We start from the raw sequence: 22,912 nt of genomic DNA, 5'->3' as shown, positions 1-22,912 counted from the left end.
TTCTTTTCCCTGGCTCCAGGGTTTATAGGGCAAAACTGAATGATCTCTAACAAAAAACTCTACTTTTAAGCGGTAGTATTCAAGGTGAGCTTACAAGTGGGGTGGTGGGTGGGCCTGGGGTGAGGTGGCGAAGCCGTGAGGTATAGTATAGTAAACTAAAGAAAAACTCTTTGCTTAACAATAGGCTCTTTGCTTAAAAAATTATTTATCACTAGAAAAGCTTTGGCAAGCTCATTTGCTTTTATATCCAATCTGAAAGTAAAAGAACCGGTCAAATAACATGCAAGTTTTAAGAAAGAGTTTTCCCTTATTAAATCTTCCACATCATTCTGAAAATCTTCATTTCCTATTCCCAAGATTATATTCGCTAAGTATTCCGTTAGCACTTCATCAGTAAATGCCACTCCGTCCAAAAATATATCTGCCCACGGAAGAAAATCAGCTATTGCAGCTTTAAGGCTTTTTTCATTAGAGATTAGGAAATGATAACTATAAGTATTAGGCGTGTCTGGGCTGTTGTATATCAACTCCGCATAGTTTCGGTTTTCTTCATCCGTAAGCACCAATGATATGTAATAGTCGTCAGAATTGGGAATGCCATCGATTTCGACATAAGCAAATAGTTTTACCCTCATCGCTGATTCTATGGCTTCTGCTGAGACTTGCAGCAACCAAAGCTTATATTGATACTTATCTTTAAAAACTGCTATACCATTTAGAGCCTCTCTACTAGTATGTTCCAATAAGTTCTTTTTGGGAATTTTAATCTTAAAAGATTTATTGGTTAAACTGACGGTCGATTCATTGACGTTCTCCCAATACGCATAATTAGTTTCTTTGTCGTACAGCACTATAATAACAGGGATAGAATGATTGAGCCAATAACTCAGGTGCTTTTTTTTTCCGCGAAAAATAAAGTGATCGTCATTATTCTCTTTGAAAAAACTCTTGCCCGATTTTATTTGAACACCTATTAACCGTCCTGTTGGGATCTTATTCTTTAAATCGAGGCTTATCGTTGTTACTTCAACAAATCCATCTATACCAAAATCACTAACAGGCTGTTCACGAAATATCCATCCTAAATTTTCAGTGAAAATTTTAGCTACCGAATAAACACCAATTCTATCCTCGGTATTGTAAATCATTTGTTCTTATATTTCTTAAAAACAACAAGGGTACGGGCTAGATAGAGCCTTAGCGATCGTATTTCTCTCTCAATTCCAGTTTCTTTATTCTCGATTCTATGGCCCCTTCATTTCTCGCAAAAATGTTCATCAATTCCCGCACCGATTTTCCTTCGCAAAAAAGCAGCTCCAGCCGTTCATCATCCTCCTCCGTCCAACGCTCATAAGCATTTTTATGCGCCTGTTGTTTGCCCGCTTTGGTATAGCTTTTTGTAGCAGTCTTTATCCGTTCCAAAATCCTTTCCTCCAATTCCTTCCTTCCCAAATCTACCAACAGGTACGATAGCTTTAAATGTTTGGCAACAACCTCCTGCAACAGCATGCCCATATCATCAGCAGCACTTTTGCTGCTTACCAACTTTATCATGAGCGCATTCAAACTCTTCGTTTCTCCCACATGTACAATTACGCCATCTTCTCTAAAAATATACACCGCAGCCTCATTAGCAAATTGATTAACCCATGAAGCATTTACCCCAATAGTTATTTGCTCCGCTTCGTTTATAAGCCGGTGTTCCAGCTCGTCCAAATATTTATTGATGGCTTCCTTTGTCATGGCTTGCATATTTTTTATTAGGGCGTGTCCCCGGTAAGGGGCGCCACAATATCCCTACTCAAATATACAATCAAATGCGCTATACAATTTACCCCAAAAAACAAAGGCGCCCATACCGGGGCCGGGCTATCCGCTGTATCTTTTGCGGGCCTGGCCTGCGCGCTTTATTCCCTGATGGGCCCGCAAAACGATGCCGCTACTATCCCTCACTCGAAAGAACAGCGGCTAGCGTCACTTTATTTTTAAATTCAAAATATCCCGTTTCAATTTACTAAGAGGCCGATTACTAAAGTTTTCGTCTTCGTATTCTACGCCGAACAAGACACGGTAAACGTCTTTTTGAGTTAAACGCTTATCTAATAAGCTGCCTAAATCTGTTAGGTATTTTTTATTATACTTTCGTTTTAGCAAATCCAGGTCGGCCAACTCAGATTGATGATGTTCATAAATCTCTTTTATCTTCATCCTTTTTAGAGTAGACCTTACTTTCGAATTGTTACTATCAACTGTAATTTTAAAGGTGTTAAGCGTTTTATCAAAAGTCGAAACTAATTGATAGTCTTCTGTTATTTTTTGATCGATATAAGGATGAATAGTGTTTCTTAAATTGAAGTTCATTCGATGTTTGACTGAACTATTACAAGGGGAACAAGATGGGATCAAATTATAAAAGGAAAGCGCTAACAGCGGGTATGTCTCTTGCGAATACCAATGATCCAGCGTCGGGCGAATGATTCGTTCCTTACTTTTTTTATTAGTAATCACTGTAGTAGTGTATAGCCTGTTACAGTATATACACGTAGATATTTTTAGATTATTGCACAGATCATAAGCACTATATCGGCTTTTCGCGTTTTTGGGCTTTGAAGCCCAATCCGTGTAATCAATTATCTTGGCAAATAGCAGCTTTCTTGCTTGGGAAAGCTTGCTATATGTGGTTCCCACTTTGTTCCAGAATTGCTTGCTTAATGCTCCTAACTGTTTGGGAGGGCTTTCTACAATTTTATCAATCCCAATATCTTCAAATGCCTTTATCCAGATAGTAGGAACGCCTTTTATTTTGCCAATGCGGGAAGTACATATTGAACAAGTTACATCCGAACATCTGCTGGACTTTGTATTCCCATATAGCTTTCTTTTGATATAACAAGTAATATGCTTTACATGTATTTGATGTGCCAAGGCAATATGGGGCAAACTATCATTTATATATAACATGATCTAGAAATCTTCTGGCTTTAAATTGTGTTCTGTCATTATTCGTAAAATATCCTCTTTTGCCTTGTTACGGTTAGCAGTTATATCATTGGGAAATGCGGCCCGGTACATGGCATAGAGCTTTTCCTTTATTACAGGTTCTCCTATTATTTCTATCAGTTGATGGATATTAGCCTTTTCCTGCTCGATATCCCATCCTTCAGGTTTACCATCCCAATACCTGTAATTCTCTAGATTTTTTCGGTATGTATCCATTTCTTGTTTTATCCCCTTTCGCTTAGCTCTTAAATAATTAAGAACATTAATTGCGACCTCAATTTTTTCCTTTGCAAACGCTCCTATGTAACCTTCACTTAAAAAGAACTCATCTGCTAAGAGATCATGTATATTCGCGGCAAAACTATTATAGCCGTTCTCAAAAAAAACGACCGTACCTTTTTTTAGTTTAAGAATTTTTTGCTGTTGCAGATCAGAAAGTATAAAAGGCGAATGTGTTGCCAGTAGAATGTGTATCCCATATAGTTGATTGTCTAATTTCGACAAGACATCTAACAACTTTTTAATGAATAAACGCTGCATATTCGGGTGAAAATATAACTCAATCTCGTCCAGCAGCACTGTTACATAGTTGTATTTACTTTCCTCTTCTTGAATCGAATCAATATTCCTTATATGATATAGAATACTGCTTAATACACTAACAATTTGGTATTCGCCTGAACTTGCTTTGTCGAAACTACTTTTATCCTTATCGTTTAAGTGAAAATCTAGTTTAAAAATGGGTGGTGGCAGCAGTTCGGCCAACGACTGAATTTCATCAGTTGCTATATTGAATATATCGGTTATTATTTTATTATAATCATCTAGCGGTATGGGAACACTTCTATTGCTTAGCGACTCAATTAACATAGATCCCAATTTCGGATACTTTAAATAAAAAACAGTTTGTTTGAGTTTTAAAGTAATATGGCTTCTATCGTTTTTAATATCTTGAAGAAGAGTTTCTATTGTGCTATGAACAATCTCGTTTGTAGGTCTCTCTTTACCATCTAGTACGGCATTTAGACCATATAAAGAATTGAAAAAATCGAGATACTTTTGCGTGTAACGGCTATACCTATCAACAATAGTCAAAACTTTATAGGCAATATAATGTTCGCATTCTTCCCTGTAGCGATTGTTGTGTGTTAAATTCTCATCTAACTCAAAAGTTTTTCTTGCTGTTTTTATAATTATTTGAAGAATATTGTTGTTGCTAAATGTCTTCTCTTTAAGTGCCTTTTTAACAGAATTAATCTTGTCCTTATTCAGGGTTAGAGAAAAGTAATCAATGCGCTTGCCGTCATCTAAAACCCGGAAACTTTGTTCTGGAATGTTTGGGTCGTGCAATTCCAGCAAGTTCAGCAGAAGCCGCATATTCAGTAATGCCTTTTCTGTATTTATATTGATGTTTCCACGAGTTCTTTGAGGGTTAATGACCAATGGTGTAAGATATCCATCATTTTTATGAGATAGGGGTGTAATCCAATCTGTTGCATAATCAGTGCTATTTAGTGCATAGTGCGAAAAATTGATCAGTATAGTATAAAAAAAGCTACTCTCAATGCCCTCAAGAGGTACCGGCTTATTATCTAATTTATAGATTATACGTTCATCTTGTTCAGAAGTTTGCTGGTTAAAGCGATATATGGCTATATCATCTTCAAAGACCATCTTGTACAATGTATCGGCAAGCCAATACATTTCAAAGTTTAAATGCTTTAATGGCTTATTTTCCGACGTGTCAATATATTCTTGCTGAAGTGAAAAATTGTAAATACCCATTAGTACCAAATCAAGCAAGCTACTTTTACCAGACCCGTTTTTGCCAACTATAGCACTAATATTCACCCATAGATTTTCCATTCTATAAAGTGCCTCAGCTTCGGTTGGCTCCTGAACAAATTCCTGAATGCTGGACGAAGTAGATGTAGTTAGGTCTTTGGGCTTTACCGTGTGATCTATTGGGTAATACTGATAAGATGAAAGTATTTTGTGGATATTTTTACTTTTACTTAAAGTACGTATACCTACAAGCCTGAACCTGGCATTGCGTTTGATTTCTTTGGCATAGAAAGAGGAATGTTCATTAAGTTTTGATGGATATTGATCGGGAAAATTAACGAAATAGTATGCTTCAGTTGAAAGAAGAGTATAACTTTTAATTTCCTTATTATTGAGCAGGAATTGATAGTTGTTAAAAGATAAATTGCCTCTTGTCGGCATTAATTCCCGGTATATTAAATATTGCCGGGTATTATTGTCTAGAGGTAAAAATTCGGAACTTTTGATCCAAAACAAAAAAATAGTAAATGAAGGTATTTCAATTCCACGCCATTTCTTTATCCTATCCCAGACTTCCTGACTCAAGGCTTCTTTCCCCTTTATCATTACGTCGTTAAATACGTCCCATATGTCAACTTGTATTGATTCTGGTCGCACATACTGTAGTTTAATAGCCATAGGAGCCGGACATCCTTCAAAATTGATGTCTTTCCATTCGGGTTCCTTTTGAGGCTTTAGAAATCTCCAAATTGTATTGATAATTTTTAGACGAGCTTCGTCCTTTTGTTTACTTCGGCTAAAGCTTACAAATAATTGGATCGGATCAAGCGATGGGGTGTTGATCCGGGACACATTCGACAACCATTCGTTATTGTTCCTATAAGTTCTTGACTCAGATAGTAGCTTGAATAATTCTTGTCCTGATAGCTCTTTATGCTTTTTATAAAAACGATGTAGTTCAATAGCTATCTTATTATACACTTCATACCAGGGAGTAGTTTGGTTGTTTGATTTCATTTGGTGTGATGGGTGTGAAAAGGTTTTTGATTTTGAACATTAGAAAAAGCTGCCAATTAGCAGCTTCAATAATTATCATTTACTTCCCCTCAATCAACCGTTCCAGCTTCTCAATCATCTCCTTTTGCTGTTGCAACATACGCTCGTATAGCTCTACCATTTTATCAACCGGGTTAAAAGAAGGCTGATAATTAAATATGGCCGGATTTGTCATCGTGGCACTATCATTATTGTTGATTGTATTCGAGATCACACTGATTGCTTGTTCACCATCAAAATTCTGAATGGCTTCTACAGGCACTTTTAATATATCGGCTATTTGTTGGAGTAGGGGAGCGTCAATAGTTTCTCTTTGCTCTATCAGCGATACGGCCTGCTGGCTCATGTCGAGGTTAACGGCCAGGTAGTCTTGTTTTATACCAAGCATTTCTCTAAAACGTTTTACATTGCGGCCCTCGTGTACTTTATTGTTGGTAGGCATAGCGTTAAGTGTTGTAGTCATAGGGCAAATTTAAATTATTAGTAGCAATTGTATGTACCTAAAGGTAGGTAAATTACAATCAGTTTTTGTGTAAAGTACAAGCAACCTTGGTAGGTTACGCCTATGCGGTGGTGTTGCTTTGTAGTAACAAAAAACAATACCTATGGCAACCCAACAAAAACACCAACCTGTTACAAGGCGCATTGGTATATGCAGCCCGTCTTACATTCCATTTAAATCGCGCCGGGTGCCGCATCCCGTTATACGGCTGGCCGGCCAATGGCTGCAAGAGAGCGGCTTTTGCATAGGCCATGTAATAGAAGTTGCCTGCGAGCAGGGCCGGCTTACCATTACCCTGGCCCCGGTACAAAAGTATGCCGAAGTGCAGGCACATCTACAGCAACAAAACATCGAGATTGTATAAAGCAGCAATATTATTATGTTAAATAGCTACCTATGAAGGCTACCTGTGAAAAACACCGGGCTTTATAGTACAACCCACCGCTGGCCGGTGGGTTTGTTGTACAATGCAGTGTGGGTGCGGGTTTGGCCGCATTAGTAAAGTACAAGGGGCTGTAGTAGGTTACACGCTTGCACTGGCGTTGCTTTGTACCAACAAAAATTTAATGCTTATGAAAACTGCTAAACAACCCGCCGCCCCAATAAGAAAACTAATGGTATGCTGTAAAGACAGCCGTAAACGAACCGATGGCTGGGAGCCTCTATGCTCCATAGGGCTAAAGGGCTACTGGCTTACCCGCCTGGGCTTTTACCCCGGCGACATGGTAGATATATTGTGCGAAACAGGAAAGCTAACCATATCTATCAACAACGAGCAGCAAGATGAAAATGAATAAACGGTTGGCGGCCTTTATTCGAAAATGTTGATTTTTTTAGGTGCTGTATGCTGCTACGAAGCCGTAAACGGCCTTGAAAAAATGGCGTGAATAAAATTACGCAGGAGGCCGTTAAGAAGCCGCCGTTGTTTGAGCCAGCATGAGCGTTGTTGTTATAACTCAATCCTGCGGCGAGTTTCGGCGGCTTTAGGCTTACCAGTAATTTTTAGCCAAATTTTTCACAGCCTTGATTTTTTGGTTCTTTTGCATCAAGGCAAAAGAACATAAAGAAAAATTCCGCGCAGCGCCAGCCTGGAAAAATGCAAACAAATGCAGAGCGCAGCGGCGCACATTGCATTTTTTACAGGCCAGCGTAGCGACCATGTTTTAAAAGAAGCGTGGGCAAAAAAAGGCAAAATTTTAAAGACATAAACACGATGTAGCGAAGTTGGCGCCCGTAAAATTTGCTGCGTAAGTTTTCATTTCAACGCAGCAAAATTTTACCAGCCAACGCAGCTACACCAAGGGCTATTTAGGCTTTAGCCCGGAGCGCAGCGGAGACATAATGTCAAATTATAGGACAAACACGGAAGCCAATTTTTAGAACAACGTTGCCGCGTATTAGTCTTAGCCAAACCCTTGTAGCTGGCCTATATATTTACCCGCTAGGGCAAGCGCCGCCGCAAGGCGTTTTATCAACCTAAAGTTTATTGCACGCGTACAAGCGGCTTACCATCCGTAAGGCTTATAATGGCGGCGTGCAGACATAATATAAATTATAGCTGACAAACGGGTTCGTGCAGTTGCTTAATAATCAATAAATTAATTCCCGTTTTGTCCTATAATTTATATTATGTTAAGTAGATAATTTGAAGATACCCTATCACCAGCCTTTGCAACACGCAACATAAGAAACTTGCGGCCACACACTCTAAGCTTATTGCTCTCCGTACCTCAGCTTTGGTTTATACTTTGCTGCTGTTCGATCTGCCAAAGCTTGCAAGGCTTCGATCGCTTCATGATCGTTCTTTACGTCGCGATAGTAACCAGCCGTATTAACTCACAATAATTTAAATTGATTTAAATTGATTTACAGTTTGCTTTTATATCTTCATTGTAAAAAATAACTCAATGAAGCACCTATCTCTCTTCGTCTGCGTAGCGCTATTGAGTTTGGGCTTTACGCGTTGTTCTGACAAATCAGCACAACCCACACCTGTACCAAACCCTTTAGATAAACTCTTGGGGAAATATAAGTGCAATGATTCGTTTTATATCGAAGAAGTTATTACCTCTTCGATAGACGGATCTGACAGATCCCGGACTTCTTCAGGTTCAACTACTACAGATATTGAAATCGCTAAAGTAAGTGAAACCAAATTCGTGTTAATCCTGGGTAATCCCCCGGGTTCAAAAGACACGATTACTTACAAAGGCGAATTTTATACTTTCTATTGGTCATCACCCCACATCTCTAATTTGGTGAAAACACGGGAAATTCAATTTTTCGCCGATCAGGATAGCATTTATATGAAAGACGATTCGCGAGATCAATATTATGAAAGCCTCAAACCGGAAGACAACGATATTGTACGTGTCCATAGGTTACGTTTGCTATCTGGTAAAAAGATGTAATATCTAGTAATCCCATCTCCGCAAATAGCAACCTGCAAACAACTCTAACCCTTTGATAAACAATTTACGGGCTTTGATAAAAACCCGCTGTCCGGATCAAAAAAATGATGCACCTTAGAAGCGTCTTTCCGGGGAAACGGATCCTCCCTCGTCTGCTACCCGGATGGATATCCTAATTATTTTTTGCAGGCCCGCCTGGTGGCCCTATACCGGGATTTTTATTTGATGAAGAAAACGGGCTGTCTTTTCCCTGAGACAGCCCGTTTATTTACAATCCACTAAACACATCGCGCTCATCACGGCCTCTTCCTAACGTTATATTTGAGTAATCGAGCAATCTTGCAGAACACCTGCTCAACATCGTGCTCAACCCTTAAATATAACGCTTGATCATGAACGCGCTCGCGCGCCAATCAACATGTACAACCAGCGAATAGGCCGACGTCCACTATCTATCACAACTAACAACAGGCAGGGCAAACGATCTTACTCCCCTGTCTCCCTACTGTTTAACAAAGCCGGTACTCAGCCCCTCGCCATTGCTCAATACCACGCGTATAAAGTAAAGCCCGCGGGTAAAGCCCGCCACATCTACGGTATGTGCCGCAGTGCTATTGCTCCACAGCTGGTCGTAAACGAGTCTGCCGTCTGCAGTATATACGGAAACCCGTTGCATGTGCTCCTGTTGGATGTGCAGCTTATCTGATGCGGGGTTGGGATAAACAGACCCGGTGAATGCGGTATGTAATCCGGGGATACCGGTAGTGGTTTTCTTCTGAAGTTTAAGTTTCAGGATAAAAGCATCTTCAAAGGAACTCTGTGGCGTGGTCTGCAATGGCGGAAACGTTGCCTGGCCGCTAAACCGGCCACCAGCATAGACTTCGTTGTCTGGTCCCAGGGCCAGTACGGTAGGATGCTCGTCGCCGGTACCGGATGAAATAAAACAGGTATCGAGCTGCAGGTCTTTGTTGAAGCGGATGATGCCGGCTTTATAATGTGTATTGCCGGTACTGTTGCGGAATATTTTCTGTTCGATACGGAAACTGTCTTTTACGGAAGCGCCCAGGATTACATTGCCTGCATTGTCGGTATAAAGATTATTATAACTGAACAACCGCGGCCCCAGCATACCGCTGGCGGTATCACCATAACGCACAGAACTGAAATGCCCGATGGTAAGAGTGGTATCGGTTTCGGCTACGAGGATATTGGAAGAGTATGCGGCAGTTCCCTTATGAACCGGAGTGCCGTTGACGACCAGTTGGCCGGACCAATCGTTGGCGAAGTACAGGTGCTGGTTGCTGCGGTTATAGGTCAACGCCAGGGCGCCCGAATTAAGCGTTGCTGAGGTAAATATTTTTTTTGCCAGGGGTATACTGCCATCTGCACGCAACCTTGCCATAAAGGTTGTGGTGGAATCGCCGGCCGCTTTAGACAGGTTAAAACTGCCGATACGGATAGGACTACGCAGGTTGCCCAGGAGGAAGATATCGCCGTTGCTGCCATAAGCCAGGCCGGTTACATAACTGCGCTCACCAACATCGAAGGGTTGATTGAACATGAAAAACTGTTGTGGCGTACCGGTTAAATTCCACTCGAAAACGCCGACATAAGCAGAGTCGCTGCGTAACAGCCGGCTGCCGCTGCCAAATACAAAGGTAGCGGTGTCGGCGTCGAGGTCGCCGTACACTGGCATACAAAGCGCTACCCTATTGCGGGGCAGGTCCATGTCCCAGAAGGCAACGCCAGCCCGGGGACGGCGGCAGGGAAAGGAAAACCATTGCGTACCCTGCAATACTCCGCCCCGGTTAAACCGCAATACACCGGCATAAAAACAATCGGGATCGGCAAGCCCGGGCGGAATAATCGTGTGCGGACCGACAACAGCAAAAGATGCATGTTCGGAAAAATTGAACAATACCAGGACTTCATCATGCCCCGCATCATAAACAATCTTATTGATCTCGATACCATCCGCCTGGTGATCGAATACGGTACTGCCGTCTGTAGCTTTATAAGCGGTAAAGTGCCATTCGGTCGCAACGGTGCCTCCCGGTCCCGAATTCAGGTTGCCCTCTGCAAAGGTCCATACAGCAGGGCCTGCGCCGGCATTCGAAGGTATGTAGGCTATATTTTTTATGTCCTCTGCTCCCAGGAAGGAGGCTTGCTTAAGCCACTGGCCTGCAGGCTGCGCATACGTAAAAGTGGCCTGCACCAGGGCCGCGACCAGCATCATCTTTTTCATCATCTTTTGGTTTGAAAGGGTTATGGATTAATTGGATTAAATGGGATTACCACGCAAGGCGCTACAGGCTGTATATACCTGCAGATCTCGCTTCCGGCCTTTTGCAACTACAAAAACGCCCTTGTATAAGGACGGAAATCTAAAGGCAGATATTTGTGAAATTTTAAAAATGATAGAATACCGGTAGCAGCGAATACCGGTATTCCGGTAGTGGGCGGTGCAGTGCACAGGCATTCAGGGCCGGGCGAGGGCCGCCTGGCGTTACCGGGTATAAGCGGTATCGGGGCTGAGGGGAATAATCCTTACTGGCCGGAGCCGGTAAGATCGAGGCTTAACAGCAACATGTCTTTATGCTGCAGCCCCTCTTCCATAACGGGTTCGGGATAGTGTTCCAGGAAAAAGTCTTTCCTGATGGCGGTTACCCGGAAGCCCAGCTTCTGGTAAAACTTGAGCTGGTAACCAAAGGTACCTGTACCTACTTCCAGCAATTGAAAGCCCTGGTCTTTAAGGCGATTGATAAGCAGGGAGAGTATGCGGCTGCCATAACCCTTTTGTTGTAAACCGGGGTCAACGGCAATATTCATCAATTCGGCGGTGGTACCGGATAAGGAGTGCAGTACGGCAACGCCGGCCAGTACTTCCCCATCCCGGGCCACATAACAATCGCTGTTGCCGAGATACCGGGAGATGGCCGCCCTGTCGGGATCGGCAAGCAGTAAAAGGTTCCAGGGATAGTTATCGTGAATCAGTTCGAGTTTCATACAGCTGGCATGTTAACGGCGTCAAACTTAGTAAATCCCGTAACAAGATACAAACAGGGACAGCTATACCTGAGAACCGGCGAGCTGTCCCTGTTTAAAACGTTTTAGCTACAGGCAATCGGGCTGTAGTGTGGGGTATACGCAGGCCGGCCGCGAAGGACAATCATGCGATTCGATAATAACACAAAGGCTGAATCGCCCGCCCGTGCAGGTTTGGGGTTCGCCGCCTTTAACCTGTTCGGTGCCGGCATGGTTGAGCCGGGCCAGGATGTGCTTTTGCAATCCCAATTTGCTGTGCAGTTGCTTCTTTTTCATGAGGTGCTCTTTTTTAGGTCAGAAAATACATAAGTAACTGAGGTAATTGCAGCGCCGGTTTAATGTCCCTCCTGCATCAGGGATATTGCTTTGTCCAGCAATTCATCCTTGCCCTTGCGTACACCGGCAATTGTGGGCCGTACCGGGATGTCTATTTTGATGCCGGTACGCTGCGTTTCGCTGCCATCGGGGTAATATACGCCGAGGCCCGATATCATGGTCTGGATACCACCGGGTAATACAATGCGGGATACATTGCCATCAGCGCCGGCCGTAGTACTGCCCAGTACTTTAACGCGGTAGGCCGTGCTTAAGGCCATGGTACTGTACTCTGCCTGGCTTTGCGTGCGGGCGTTGACGATAATAATGACTTTACCCGGGTAATAGTCGGGATTGTGCATACCATTAAATACGGTATCGCTATACAGGATATTACCGGGCTGTTGCAGGTCTGGCTGGGTAAAATAAGCAAAAGCGCTGGTCCCGCCCTTGAGCCATTGCCCATAAGTAAAGGGCATAAAGGTAGCAGGGTAACAACGGAAATCGATAATGAGGCCACGGGTGTGGGCAAAGCTGTCGCGGATCTTTACGAAGTCACCTGCGGCCAGCGAGCCCGGGTAGATATACCCGATATTACCGGGCAGCATTTTGTAAGCCGCGCCCTGCTGTGTTTTATCCTTAAGCTGGTTGGCCTCCAGCAGGGAAATGCGTTGCAGCGATACTTCGGCTACACCTTTTTCGTTGCGGATGCGCAGCTCTGCCTCCCGCCTGGCCGCCCTGGGCAGGAACCCGTTCAGGCCGGCCATGTCGCGCAACCGGGTTTCGTAGTTAGACCCTGGTGTAAAGGGAAGATAACGGCGAATAAGGGTATCGACGGGTATGCCATCTATGGCTTCGATAATATCACCGGTCATTGCTACCGGTTTACTAACCGTATCCGGCAGGCCGTAATATCCTGTAATGACCAACTTGTCCTCGATCAGGGCTGTTTTATAAGGCAGGATCCAGTTGCCTTTCAGGCTGTCCAAAACACTGTTTTTGGCGATACCGGCATGACTGTCGTGTATCCGGCTGATCAGTTCGAGGCTGGTAAGGGTATAATCCTCTTTATTAGCAGCGTTGATGAACCGGGGTATAAACTCATCGAGCACCCTATCCCACTCTTTCCCGTTCAGGTAACGGTATGGGTAAAAGTACTGGATCATATTCCAGTAACGGTATAAGGCCAGTAACCGGAGGCCGGTGTTGGGATAAGGACTTTCGTCGTAGGCATTTTCATTAAAAACAGGATTGCCTACCTGCGGTGTATAAGCAATATACTTATGCTGCAACGCGGGCTTGTAGCTATCGCGGATACGGGTGAGCCGCGTTCTCAGGCTAAGCGGCAGGTTATCTTCATTAAATAAGGTGCTGAAATCGGCTTGCAGCTTCACCTTGCGGGAGATGGGAATGAGCGCTCCAGCGGCCGTTATGCCCGGCTCTATAGCCCCTACCCAGGTTTCGATCAGTTTGTACGCCGCCGGGTCGCTGTCCGCATTCCATATCCCGGGTAGCATATCGAGCATTTCCCGGTCCCAGTCGTATTGTCCGCCGGCTATAGCCGGGTGATAGTATTTAAGAAATCCCCATACCCTGCAGAAATTGGCCAGCCGGGCTACCTTATTTTCTTTACCCGTCATCCTGATATCCGGCTCCTCCGAACCTAAGGCGGTAGCATCGGCCGCCGAAAAGCATAGGAAGACCATTAAAAGCATAAAAAGCAACCTTTTATCGCGATAGTGGAAACAACAGGGCTTCATAGGTGGAGGCAATTTTTTTAACAGCGCCTAACGCTGCTGCAATTTTATTGAATTTGATGGTACAAACACCAGAAATCCGGATAAACCTTATTAATAAATCTTATGAATTATTTTTTTTAACAAAATGAAAGTATTTCGTTAGCATTTTCTTTTTCAGGATGCTAAAAGCTAATCAACCCGATCAGGATCAGATGGGTAAGACTATATGCTTAAATATGTAGATTGTTTTCTATTTTTTTATTGAATAACTTATTTATGTACCAATACGACGATATAGATACTCTTTATTGAAGCGTTAAAAAAAATAGAAAATTAATATCGATTTTAATTAAACAATTAGCGGCTTATGGTATTAATATCAGTGAATTAGTAAACCATACCATGCCAGAACCGCGCCCCGTCCGTTTGTTGACCAAAGAAACGACCTGCTACTCAAAGACTTAATCTGACCTCCTGTTTTACGACTCCTGTAATACCGGTTTTCTTCCGGTTGCCGGTGGCCTTTTGCTAACCCGATATTTGAGATAACATTGGCTATGAAGCAATTTAGGAATTAAGAAACCTGCGATATCTCTGTAATTATATATGTACATATTTGCTTGGGTGGGTAATAAAATATCGCTTAAAAAGAATATACTATTTATCGCATATGTGCTTATATCGTTTTTAAGTTTATATTTTTACCATAGTATAGATGTTCGGATCTGTTAGACCGGCATTGTTGGCCTGTTCCTGTGCTGATAACGGCAATTCTCCTTCGTTTCTTTGAAATTCATGCCCTTACATGTTTAATTATGCATTACAATATATTCATATTGTATATAAAATAGCTTTATTACTCACTCCTTTAAAACGTAGACAAATGAACACGATTACAAGAACGCTTAAATCGATGATGACTTATGGCCTGCTGTCGGGTACGGTCTTGCTTGGCGCGCAGCCGGCAATGGCTCAACCTAAAGTAAGGACCTATGCTAATTTCGAGGGCAGTCTCACTGCAGGTACAGCTATCACACCGCTTATCCATTTAGCAGGGGCTATTACCAATGCTCCGCTCGCCACCGACGGGCTGCCTAACACCGCATCTATATTAACGGTAGGTGTAGGCCTCGCAGGACTGGCTTCTGTTACCCAGTACCTGGAGTTTACTACTACAGGCGCCCATGCTACGGCGCGTACCATTGCCGCCAATACGCCGGTTACTTTTAAAATTACTATACCGGCAGCCCTGTTGAGCGTGGCCAGTGGCATCAGTGCCGGGTACTATACCGGTCTTAACACGGTTGGTGCAACCTGGCCTCCACTCGCCGGCGCAGGTCATGATGCCGGTTGGCAAGGCACCAGCGAAACGGTAGTATATTCCGGCGCTACCCTGCTTAATGTACTTAATGGCATGGGAGAAGTGGAATTGACCATTACCCCGCCTGCCACGTTTAACGGCGTATTCCTGCGTCTTTCGGGCAACGGACTTGCTTTAGGACTGAACAACAACCTGTTCCATGCTTATATCAGCGAGAATGCTCCTGCAAACATCGCTTTTGGACAACCTATCGACGTGCTCTCCGGTGTGCGTGCCGGTTCGGTAGTGGGCGGTATTGCCAATGCTACCGGTTCGGTAGTTAACCCCTGGAATGCGATAGATGCGGAAACAGCTCCGAATTACACCACTTTCGCCACCCTCAATACCGGTGCGCAATTGCTGAGTGAGGTGTTTCATACCACCATCTTCAATACTGCCTGCAAGGCCGGAGATTCTGTTGCCCTGGTACTCCAGGATCCGGGTGCCGGCCTGATCAGCATGGGGCTGCTTACCGGTTTTTCCGTTAACCTGTACAATGGAAATTCTACTACCCCTGTGCAGACGATCAGCAACAGTTCGCCGCTGCTCCAGTTGCGTTTACTATCCGGCGTAGGTAACATCTACACGCTGTCTGCGGCCTCAACTGCGGCCTTTGACCGTGTCGAAGTAAAACTTGGCGGTGTGGCTGCTGCATTAAGCTCTTTGCGCATTTATAATGTAGGCGCTAAAATGGCCAAACCTACCGTACCGCAAACCAATATTTACGCGTATGCAGGACAGAGCGCTGTTTTGAACGCTACGACTACTAACGGCGACCTGGTTGTTTATTATGATGCCGCTACCGGTGGTAATGCACTGCCCAGCGCTACCGTAGCGACCACTAGTGCCCAGGCCGGTACCATTCTCAACTATTTTGCAGGCGCTACCCGTACCGGCTTTACCGGTGGTTCAGAACGCGCACCGATCAATGTAAACGTGATCGGCTTTACCCCTCCTGGCCCTATTCCAACCGGTACCTTTAACGCTCCTTATTCCGGCAGCGTTGCTGCAGGCGTACCCAGCCCCGGTACCTTACCCAACGCACCAGTACTGAACTATGCCATTACTGCTGGCAACGTGTCCAACCTGAGCATCAGTTCGACTACCGGCGCTATTACCGGTACACCATCTACCGTAGGTACCTATAACTTTACGGTAACTGTAAGCGACGTTGCCAACTCGCTTACCCTGGGCAGCTTCCCTTATACGCTTACGGTACAGGCTCCGCTGCCGGTGCAGCTGGTCGGCTTTACCGCTAAGGCCAAAGGCAGCAGTGCCGTACTGAACTGGGAAATAGCCAACGAAACAGACCTGTCTCATTTTGTAGTAGAGCGCAGCGCCAACAGCCGTGACTTTGTTGCAGCAGGCAAAGTAGACCGCAAGGCCGGTGTCAGCAAATACGACTACACCGATGCTGCACCAGGTACCGCTATCGCTTACTATCGCCTTAAAATGACCGATAAAGATGGCAAAACCAACCTGTCTCCTACCCGCGCTGTGGTACTGTCCAGGACGGACAATCCATTCTTCGTACTGGCTCCGAACCCGAGCAAAGGCGAAGTGCGTATTGCGCTGAGCAATCCGCAGGATATCAGCAGCCTGACCATCGTAGATATATCCGGCAAAGTAATCCGTAGCCTGGATGTAAACAACGCCAACTATAACATACCGATGGCTGCAGGCATTTACTTTGTAAGGGCCGTAGGCAAAGATGATACCCAGGTACAGGTAGTACGTGCCGTGGTTCAATAAGAAACGTGGGTATACACAACCCTGAAATACCCTACCGGGGGCCCGTTGCGGCCCCCGGTTTTTTTATGTCTCAGGGCTGGGCCTGTAAGCTGCCGGGCGCCAACCCCATAGCGCATAATACCGGTAATTTGTGGTACCTTTGCCGACTTAACTGAAGGGATGAAAAGCAGAACATTAAAACAGAATAAGGTGAACATCATTACACTGGGATGTTCCAAAAACCTTGTAGACAGCGAAGTGCTGAGCGGGCAGCTGCGTGCCAATGAGATAGCGGTTACCCACGAGAACGAAAAATTCGATCATAATATCGTGGTGGTGAATACCTGCGGCTTTATCGATAAAGCCAAGGAAGAATCGATCAACACCATCCTGGAACAGGTGTCCTATAAGGAAGCCGGCCGCCTGGATAAGGTGTATGTAACCGGCTGCCTGAGCGAACGTTACCGTGGCGACCTGGCCAAGGAGATCCCGGAAGTGGATGCCTGGTTCGGTACCCTGGAACTGCCTTTTATCCTGAAAGAGCTGAATGCCGATTTCAAAAAGGAATTGCTGGGCGAACGCATGCTGAGCACACCCAAGCACTATGCTTATCTCAAAATATCCGAAGGTTGTAACCGTACCTGCTCTTTCTGCGCCATCCCGCTGATGCGTGGCGGTCACGTGTCCAAAACCATCGAAGAGATTGTAACCGAGGCCAAACACCTGGTGAAGAACGGGGTTAAAGAGGTGATGCTCATTGCCCAGGAACTGACCTATTATGGTCTCGATATCTATAAAAAAAGAATGCTGCCCGACCTTATGCGTCACCTTTCCGACGTGCCCGGCCTGGAGTGGATACGCCTGCATTATGCTTACCCTTCCAAATTCCCGATGGAGATACTGGATGTAATGAAGGAAAGGGACAATATCTGCAACTACCTCGATATGCCGTTGCAGCACTGCAGCGACCCCATGCTGAAGGCCATGAAACGCCAGATTACCAAAGCGGAAATGTACGACCTGATCTCGGCTATACGCGACAAAGTGCCCAATATGGCCCTGCGTACAACCATGATTACAGGGTTCCCCGGCGAGACAAGGGATGATGTGGAAGAACTGAAATCCTTCCTCGAAGAGATCCGCTTTGAAAGGGTCGGTATCTTTACCTATTCCCACGAGGAGAATACCAGCGCCCATGACCTGGAAGACACGCTTTCTTCCGAAGAGAAGGAAAGCCGCGCCCAGGAAATCATGGAAGTGCAGCAGGAAATTTCCTACGAAAAAAACCAGGAACTGATCGGCCGCGAATTCAAAGTGCTGGTCGATAAAATAGAAGCGGGCCGTTATATTGCCCGTACCGAATACGATAGCGTGGAAGTCGACAACGAGGTGATCATCCATACCGACGAAGACCTGCCTGTAGGCGACTTCGTGCAAGTAAAGATCACCAAGGCTTTTGATTACGATCTGGAAGCGGAACTTGCCTGATGAAGAGTTATAAGGTTGTCATGAGCCTGTGTCTGCTTTTCCTGCTGGGAACGGGTATTTACTTCCTCGCAACCCAGGGATCTACGGAAGCCAATTTCGAAACCGCTCGGGGACCAGACAAAGGAGATCGGATTAACGGTTTAGGGATCCTTTTCCTGTTTGTTGCTGTAGCCGTGCTTTTCGGGGGAATGTTGTTAGACAAACGCAACAGCCGTAAGACCCGTTACAGGAAATAAGCAGCCGGTATCCACTTATAAATAACTGTAAAGATGAGGGAGCCCCGTGCTTCCTCTTTTTATGCTGGGCCGGCCGTGCTTTCGGGTCCGGATGCAAGATCCGGCGCCAAAAGTGGCAAAAAGACGACAAATGCTAAAAAACTATGCCCGTATAGGCCCCGGGGTTCCGATAACAGGATTTCTTTCTTTAATTTGCAGTTTCTTTTCAATATTATCTGATTTAAGATGGTTTACAGTGTAATAGGATTGATGTCTGGCAGTTCGCTGGACGGTTTGGATATCGCTTATGTCCGGCTTACGGAGATTAGCGGTAAGTGGAGTTACGAGTTGCTCGAGGCAGAGTGCGTGCCCTACCCCGGTGCCCTGGCCGATGAGCTGAAGCAGGCGCATAGCCTTAACGTACCGGCTTTCCTAAGGCTGCATACCAGTTACGGGCATTACCTGGGCGAGCAGGTCAATCATTTTATCAAGAAGTACAACCTGCAGCATAAAGTCCACTTTATCGCTTCGCACGGCCATACCGTATGGCATGAGCCGGCTGCGCGTACCACGGCGCAGATAGGTGACGGCGCTGCAATTGCCGCCTGGACCATGCTGCCCGTTATCAGCGACCTGCGCAATATGGACGTGGCGCTTGGCGGACAAGGCGCACCTATCGTACCGGTAGCCGATCGCCTGTTGCTTTCCGAATATGATTTTTGTCTCAATATAGGCGGCATCGCCAATGTAACGGTTAACCGCGAGGAACCCGTTGCCTTCGACATCTGCCCGGCTAACCAGTTGCTGAATCATTTTGCGCTGCGCTCCGACAAGGCCTACGACGACCGGGGCGAAATGGCGCGTACCGGCAGCAGCAGTACAGCAGTATTGGGTAAGATCAACGAGGTGGCCTTCTATAACCTTTCCTCTCCCAAATCCCTGCATAACGGTTTTGTAACGGAAGAGGTATTGCCCCATTTCGAAACCCTGGAAAGCAGTCATGATGCCCTGCATACGGCTACCCGGCATATTGCCGTACAGATAGCCCGGGCATTGGCCCCCTACCGCGATACCACTGTATTACAGCGGATGGTCGTAACCGGTGGCGGCGCCTTTAACGATTTCCTGGTCGAAACCCTGCAGGAAGAGCTGCTGAAAGACGGCCCGATAGAGCTGGTGGTGCCCGACGAACAGACGGTAAAATTCAAAGAGGCCATAGCCATGGCTTTGATGGGTACATTACGCTGGCGCGAAGAGAACAATGTGTTTCATTCTGTTACCGGTGCCACGCTGAGCAGCGTTGGCGGCGCTATGTGGCTGCCCCCGGTTAACTGATAACCCGCTCCCCGATTACGAACAACCTTATTCACGTTATACAATTACAAAACGCAAGTGGAATATAATTTTCAGCAGATAGAACAGGACAGTAAAAAACGCTGGGAAGCGCAGCAGGTCTATAAAGTAAACAACACCTCCTCGCGTCCCAAGTATTATGTATTGGATATGTTTCCCTACCCCAGCGGCGCAGGCCTGCACGTGGGGCATCCCCTGGGTTATATCGCTTCCGATATCTTTGCCCGTTATAAAGTAATGAAAGGCTTTAGTGTATTGCATCCTATGGGATTCGACGCCTTTGGCCTGCCTGCCGAACAATATGCCCTGGAAACCGGGCAGCATCCGGCAGTTACCACAGAAAAAAATATAACCCGTTATAAAGAACAGCTCGACAACATCGGCTTTAACTACGACTGGAGCCGCGAGGTCAATACCAGCGATCCGCAGTACTACAAATGGACGCAATGGATCTTCCTGCAGCTGTTCAAAAGCTGGTTTAACCGCGATACGCAAAAAGCAGAATCACTCGATACCCTGATCGCCATCTTCGAAAAAGAAGGTAATGCAGGGCATGCCGCGCCAGGTAACGATACCGGCACTTTTACCGCCGAAGCCTGGCAAGCCATGGGCGAGTCGGACCGCAGGCATATCCTGATGCAATACCGCCTGGCTTACCTCGACCATGCCGTGGTATGGTGGTGCGAGGCCCTGGGCACCGTACTGGCCAACGATGAAGTGGTAAATGGGGTAAGCGAACGCGGCGGCCACCCCGTAGAACGTAAAAAAATGCGGCAATGGTTCCTGCGTATTACCGAGTATGCCGACCGCCTGATCGACAGCCTGGATAAGCTGGAATGGAGCGAGGCGATGAAAGAGATGCAGCGCAACTGGATAGGTCGCAGCGAAGGCGCTGAGCTAAGCTTTACGACCACCGGCGGGCAAAAGATCGCCGTCTTTACTACCCGTCCTGATACGATATTCGGCGTAGACTTCCTGGTACTGGCGCCGGAACATGAACTGGTAAGCGCCATCACTACCCCGGAGCATCAGGCCGAAGTAACGCAATATGTAACTTATGTAAAAAGCCGCAGCGAACGCGAACGCATGGCGGAGAAAAAGATCAGCGGTTGCTTTACCGGCGCTTATTGCCTGCATCCGCTGAGTGGCCGCAAGATCCCGGTATGGATATCGGAATATGTGCTGGCCGGTTATGGCACCGGCGCTATTATGGCGGTACCTGCAGGCGACGATCGCGATCATGCCTTTGCCCGTCATTTCGATATACCGGTTACCAATATATTCGGCGACCTGTATACCGGCGAAGCCGCGGTATCCGATAAAAATGTAACGATCACCGACAGCGATTTTATAAGTGGCTTAAGCGTTAAAGATGCTGCCGCGAAAGTACTGGAAACACTGGAGGCCAAAAGCCTGGGTACACGCAGGATCAACTATCGCCTGCGGGATGCCGGCTTTAGCCGTCAGCGCTACTGGGGCGAGCCCTTCCCTATTGCCTATAAGGACAATGTGCCTTATGCGATCGACGAGGAGGCCCTGAACCTGCCGGAACCTATGCGCCGGTTGCCCCTGGAATTACCACACGTAGAACATTACAAACCCGGTCCGGAAGGCGAAGGTCCGCTGGCCAATGTTACCGACTGGGTACTGGTTACCAATAACGATGGCGAGATCGTAAAAAGAGAGACCAATACCATGCCCGGTTATGCCGGCAGCAGCTGGTACTTCCTGCGTTATATGGACCCGGGCAACCAGCAGGAGTTTGCCTCGAAAGACAGCACCGACTACTGGAACCAGGTAGACCTTTATATTGGTGGTACCGAGCATGCCGTAGGCCACCTGCTGTATAGCCGTATGTGGACCAAAGTACTGTACGACCTGGGCCACCTCAGCTTCGACGAGCCTTTTAAACGCCTGGTTAACCAGGGTATGATCCAGGGCAGCACCCGTTATGTATACCGGATCAACGGTACCCATACTTTTGTTTCGCAGGGCCTGAAAGACCAGCACCTGGTCGACCAGATCCGAGTAGATGTAAGCATGGTAGATGGCGTGGAGCTGGACACCGAAGCCTTTAAGGGTTGGCGTCCCGAGTATGCCAATGCCGAGTTTATACTCGAAAACGGTAAATATATCTGTGGTTCGGAGACCGAAAAAATGTCGAAATCGAAATACAATGTGGTCAATCCCGACGATATTGTAGCCCAGTATGGCGCCGATACCTTCCGTATGTACGAGATGTTCCTGGGACCGATCGAAATGAGCAAACCCTGGGATACCAAAGGCATCGAAGGCGTACACCGTTTCCTGAAAAAATTCTGGCGCCTGTTCTATGATGAGCAGAAAGGCTGGATCGTAACCGAAGAAGCTGCTTCTGAAGCCGAATTGAAGGTATTGCATAAAACCATTAAGAAGATCGAAAGCGATACCGAACGTTTCTCTTTCAATACCGTGGTATCGCAGTTTATGATCTGTGTAAACGAACTTACCGATCTGAATTGTCATAAACGCGGTATCCTCGATGCCCTGGTAAGATTGATTACGCCTTATGCGCCGCATATGGCCGAAGCGCTGTGGCAGCAGTTGGGTAACGAAGGTTCGGTGATCCATGCCTTGTTCCCCGAATGGGAGGAAAAGTATGTAACCGAAAACAGCAAGGTATACCCTATCGCTATCAACGGTAAACCCCGTACCGAGCTGGAATTCGCCCTGGATGCGGAAGAAGCCTTTATCCGTGCCGAAGTGCTGGCCAACGAGGCCGTACAGAAATGGCTGGAAGGCAAAGAGCCCAAGAAGTTTATCTATGTGAAAGGCAGGATGATCAACGTGGTGGTGTAGTTGGTAGTAATTGGATGTTAGATTTTAGTATTGAGATGTTAGTATTGAGATATTAGATGTCATCCTGAGCGCAG

At 45.9% G+C, this 22,912-nt stretch carries 17 protein-coding genes; 7 read left to right on the top strand and 10 right to left on the bottom strand.

Going from position 1 to position 22,912, the window contains the following annotated elements; genetic code table 11:
- Positions 1-155: 155 nt before the first annotated feature.
- The 5 genes from B0I18_RS20875 to B0I18_RS20855 all read right to left on the bottom strand — a co-directional run bounded on the left by B0I18_RS20875 (position 156) and on the right by B0I18_RS20855 (position 6,304).
- A complete protein-coding gene (locus tag B0I18_RS20875) occupies positions 156-1,148 on the bottom strand; it encodes a DUF4365 domain-containing protein (protein ID WP_106524692.1) in 993 nt (330 codons plus the stop codon).
- 49 nt (positions 1,149-1,197) lie between these two features.
- A complete protein-coding gene (locus tag B0I18_RS20870) occupies positions 1,198-1,743 on the bottom strand; it encodes a hypothetical protein (protein ID WP_146146825.1) in 546 nt (181 codons plus the stop codon).
- Between the two features lie 231 nt (positions 1,744-1,974).
- Positions 1,975-2,961: a hypothetical protein gene (locus tag B0I18_RS20865; RefSeq protein ID WP_106524690.1), complete on the bottom strand. Its 987-nt coding sequence runs from the start codon at positions 2,959-2,961 to the stop codon at positions 1,975-1,977.
- 3 nt (positions 2,962-2,964) lie between these two features.
- Entirely contained in the window at positions 2,965-5,802 is a 2,838-nt protein-coding gene (locus B0I18_RS20860; RefSeq protein ID WP_106524689.1) for an AAA family ATPase, read from the bottom strand.
- 79 nt (positions 5,803-5,881) lie between these two features.
- Positions 5,882-6,304, bottom strand: a complete 423-nt coding sequence (locus B0I18_RS20855) for a helix-turn-helix domain-containing protein (RefSeq protein ID WP_106524688.1) — start codon at positions 6,302-6,304, stop codon at positions 5,882-5,884.
- Between the two features lie 142 nt (positions 6,305-6,446).
- On the opposite strand from B0I18_RS20855, the gene B0I18_RS20850 reads away from it, so the two are divergent.
- Both B0I18_RS20850 and B0I18_RS20845 read left to right on the top strand, forming a co-directional pair.
- Entirely contained in the window at positions 6,447-6,707 is a 261-nt protein-coding gene (locus B0I18_RS20850) for a SymE family type I addiction module toxin (protein ID WP_106524687.1), read from the top strand.
- 208 nt (positions 6,708-6,915) lie between these two features.
- Entirely contained in the window at positions 6,916-7,140 is a 225-nt protein-coding gene (locus tag B0I18_RS20845) for a SymE family type I addiction module toxin (RefSeq protein ID WP_181358566.1), read from the top strand.
- Between the two features lie 192 nt (positions 7,141-7,332).
- Here B0I18_RS20845 and B0I18_RS25170 read toward each other — a convergent pair whose 3' ends face one another.
- Positions 7,333-7,503 carry a hypothetical protein gene (locus tag B0I18_RS25170; protein WP_181358565.1) on the bottom strand — a complete coding sequence of 57 codons (171 nt, stop codon included), beginning with the start codon at positions 7,501-7,503 and terminating at the stop codon, positions 7,333-7,335.
- Between the two features lie 747 nt (positions 7,504-8,250).
- On the opposite strand from B0I18_RS25170, the gene B0I18_RS20840 reads away from it, so the two are divergent.
- Positions 8,251-8,754 carry a hypothetical protein gene (locus B0I18_RS20840; protein WP_106524685.1) on the top strand — a complete coding sequence of 168 codons (504 nt, stop codon included), beginning with the start codon at positions 8,251-8,253 and terminating at the stop codon, positions 8,752-8,754.
- 502 nt (positions 8,755-9,256) lie between these two features.
- On the opposite strand, the gene B0I18_RS20835 is transcribed toward B0I18_RS20840, so the two are convergent.
- The 4 genes from B0I18_RS20835 to B0I18_RS20820 form a co-directional block, all read right to left on the bottom strand.
- A complete protein-coding gene (locus tag B0I18_RS20835) occupies positions 9,257-10,999 on the bottom strand; it encodes a T9SS type A sorting domain-containing protein (protein ID WP_181358564.1) in 1,743 nt (580 codons plus the stop codon).
- Between the two features lie 302 nt (positions 11,000-11,301).
- Positions 11,302-11,760, bottom strand: a complete 459-nt coding sequence (locus B0I18_RS20830; RefSeq protein WP_106524683.1) for a GNAT family N-acetyltransferase — start codon at positions 11,758-11,760, stop codon at positions 11,302-11,304.
- Between the two features lie 108 nt (positions 11,761-11,868).
- Positions 11,869-12,075, bottom strand: coding sequence for a class I lanthipeptide (locus B0I18_RS20825; protein WP_106524682.1), 207 nt, complete (start codon positions 12,073-12,075; stop codon positions 11,869-11,871).
- 59 nt (positions 12,076-12,134) lie between these two features.
- On the bottom strand, positions 12,135-13,829 hold the full coding sequence (locus tag B0I18_RS20820; RefSeq protein WP_181358563.1) for a S41 family peptidase: 1,695 nt from the start codon (positions 13,827-13,829) through the stop codon (positions 12,135-12,137).
- Between the two features lie 907 nt (positions 13,830-14,736).
- Here B0I18_RS20820 and B0I18_RS20815 point away from each other — a divergent pair.
- The 4 genes from B0I18_RS20815 (at position 14,737) to leuS (ending at position 22,838) form a co-directional block, all read left to right on the top strand.
- Complete coding sequence (locus B0I18_RS20815; protein WP_181358562.1) at positions 14,737-16,965, top strand: T9SS type A sorting domain-containing protein; 2,229 nt, start codon at positions 14,737-14,739, stop codon at positions 16,963-16,965.
- 159 nt (positions 16,966-17,124) lie between these two features.
- Positions 17,125-18,432: a 30S ribosomal protein S12 methylthiotransferase RimO gene (gene rimO / locus B0I18_RS20810; RefSeq protein ID WP_106524679.1), complete on the top strand. Its 1,308-nt coding sequence runs from the start codon at positions 17,125-17,127 to the stop codon at positions 18,430-18,432.
- Between the two features lie 461 nt (positions 18,433-18,893).
- On the top strand, positions 18,894-19,982 hold the full coding sequence (locus B0I18_RS20795) for an anhydro-N-acetylmuramic acid kinase (RefSeq protein ID WP_106524676.1): 1,089 nt from the start codon (positions 18,894-18,896) through the stop codon (positions 19,980-19,982).
- Between the two features lie 57 nt (positions 19,983-20,039).
- On the top strand, positions 20,040-22,838 hold the full coding sequence (gene leuS / locus B0I18_RS20790) for a leucine--tRNA ligase (RefSeq protein WP_106524675.1): 2,799 nt from the start codon (positions 20,040-20,042) through the stop codon (positions 22,836-22,838).
- The last annotated feature ends 74 nt before the right edge of the window (positions 22,839-22,912 follow it).

Source organism: Taibaiella chishuiensis (assembly GCF_003014535.1).
GTDB lineage: Bacteria > Bacteroidota > Bacteroidia > Chitinophagales > Chitinophagaceae > Taibaiella > Taibaiella chishuiensis.
This window is presented reverse-complemented; position numbering and strand designations above follow the sequence as displayed.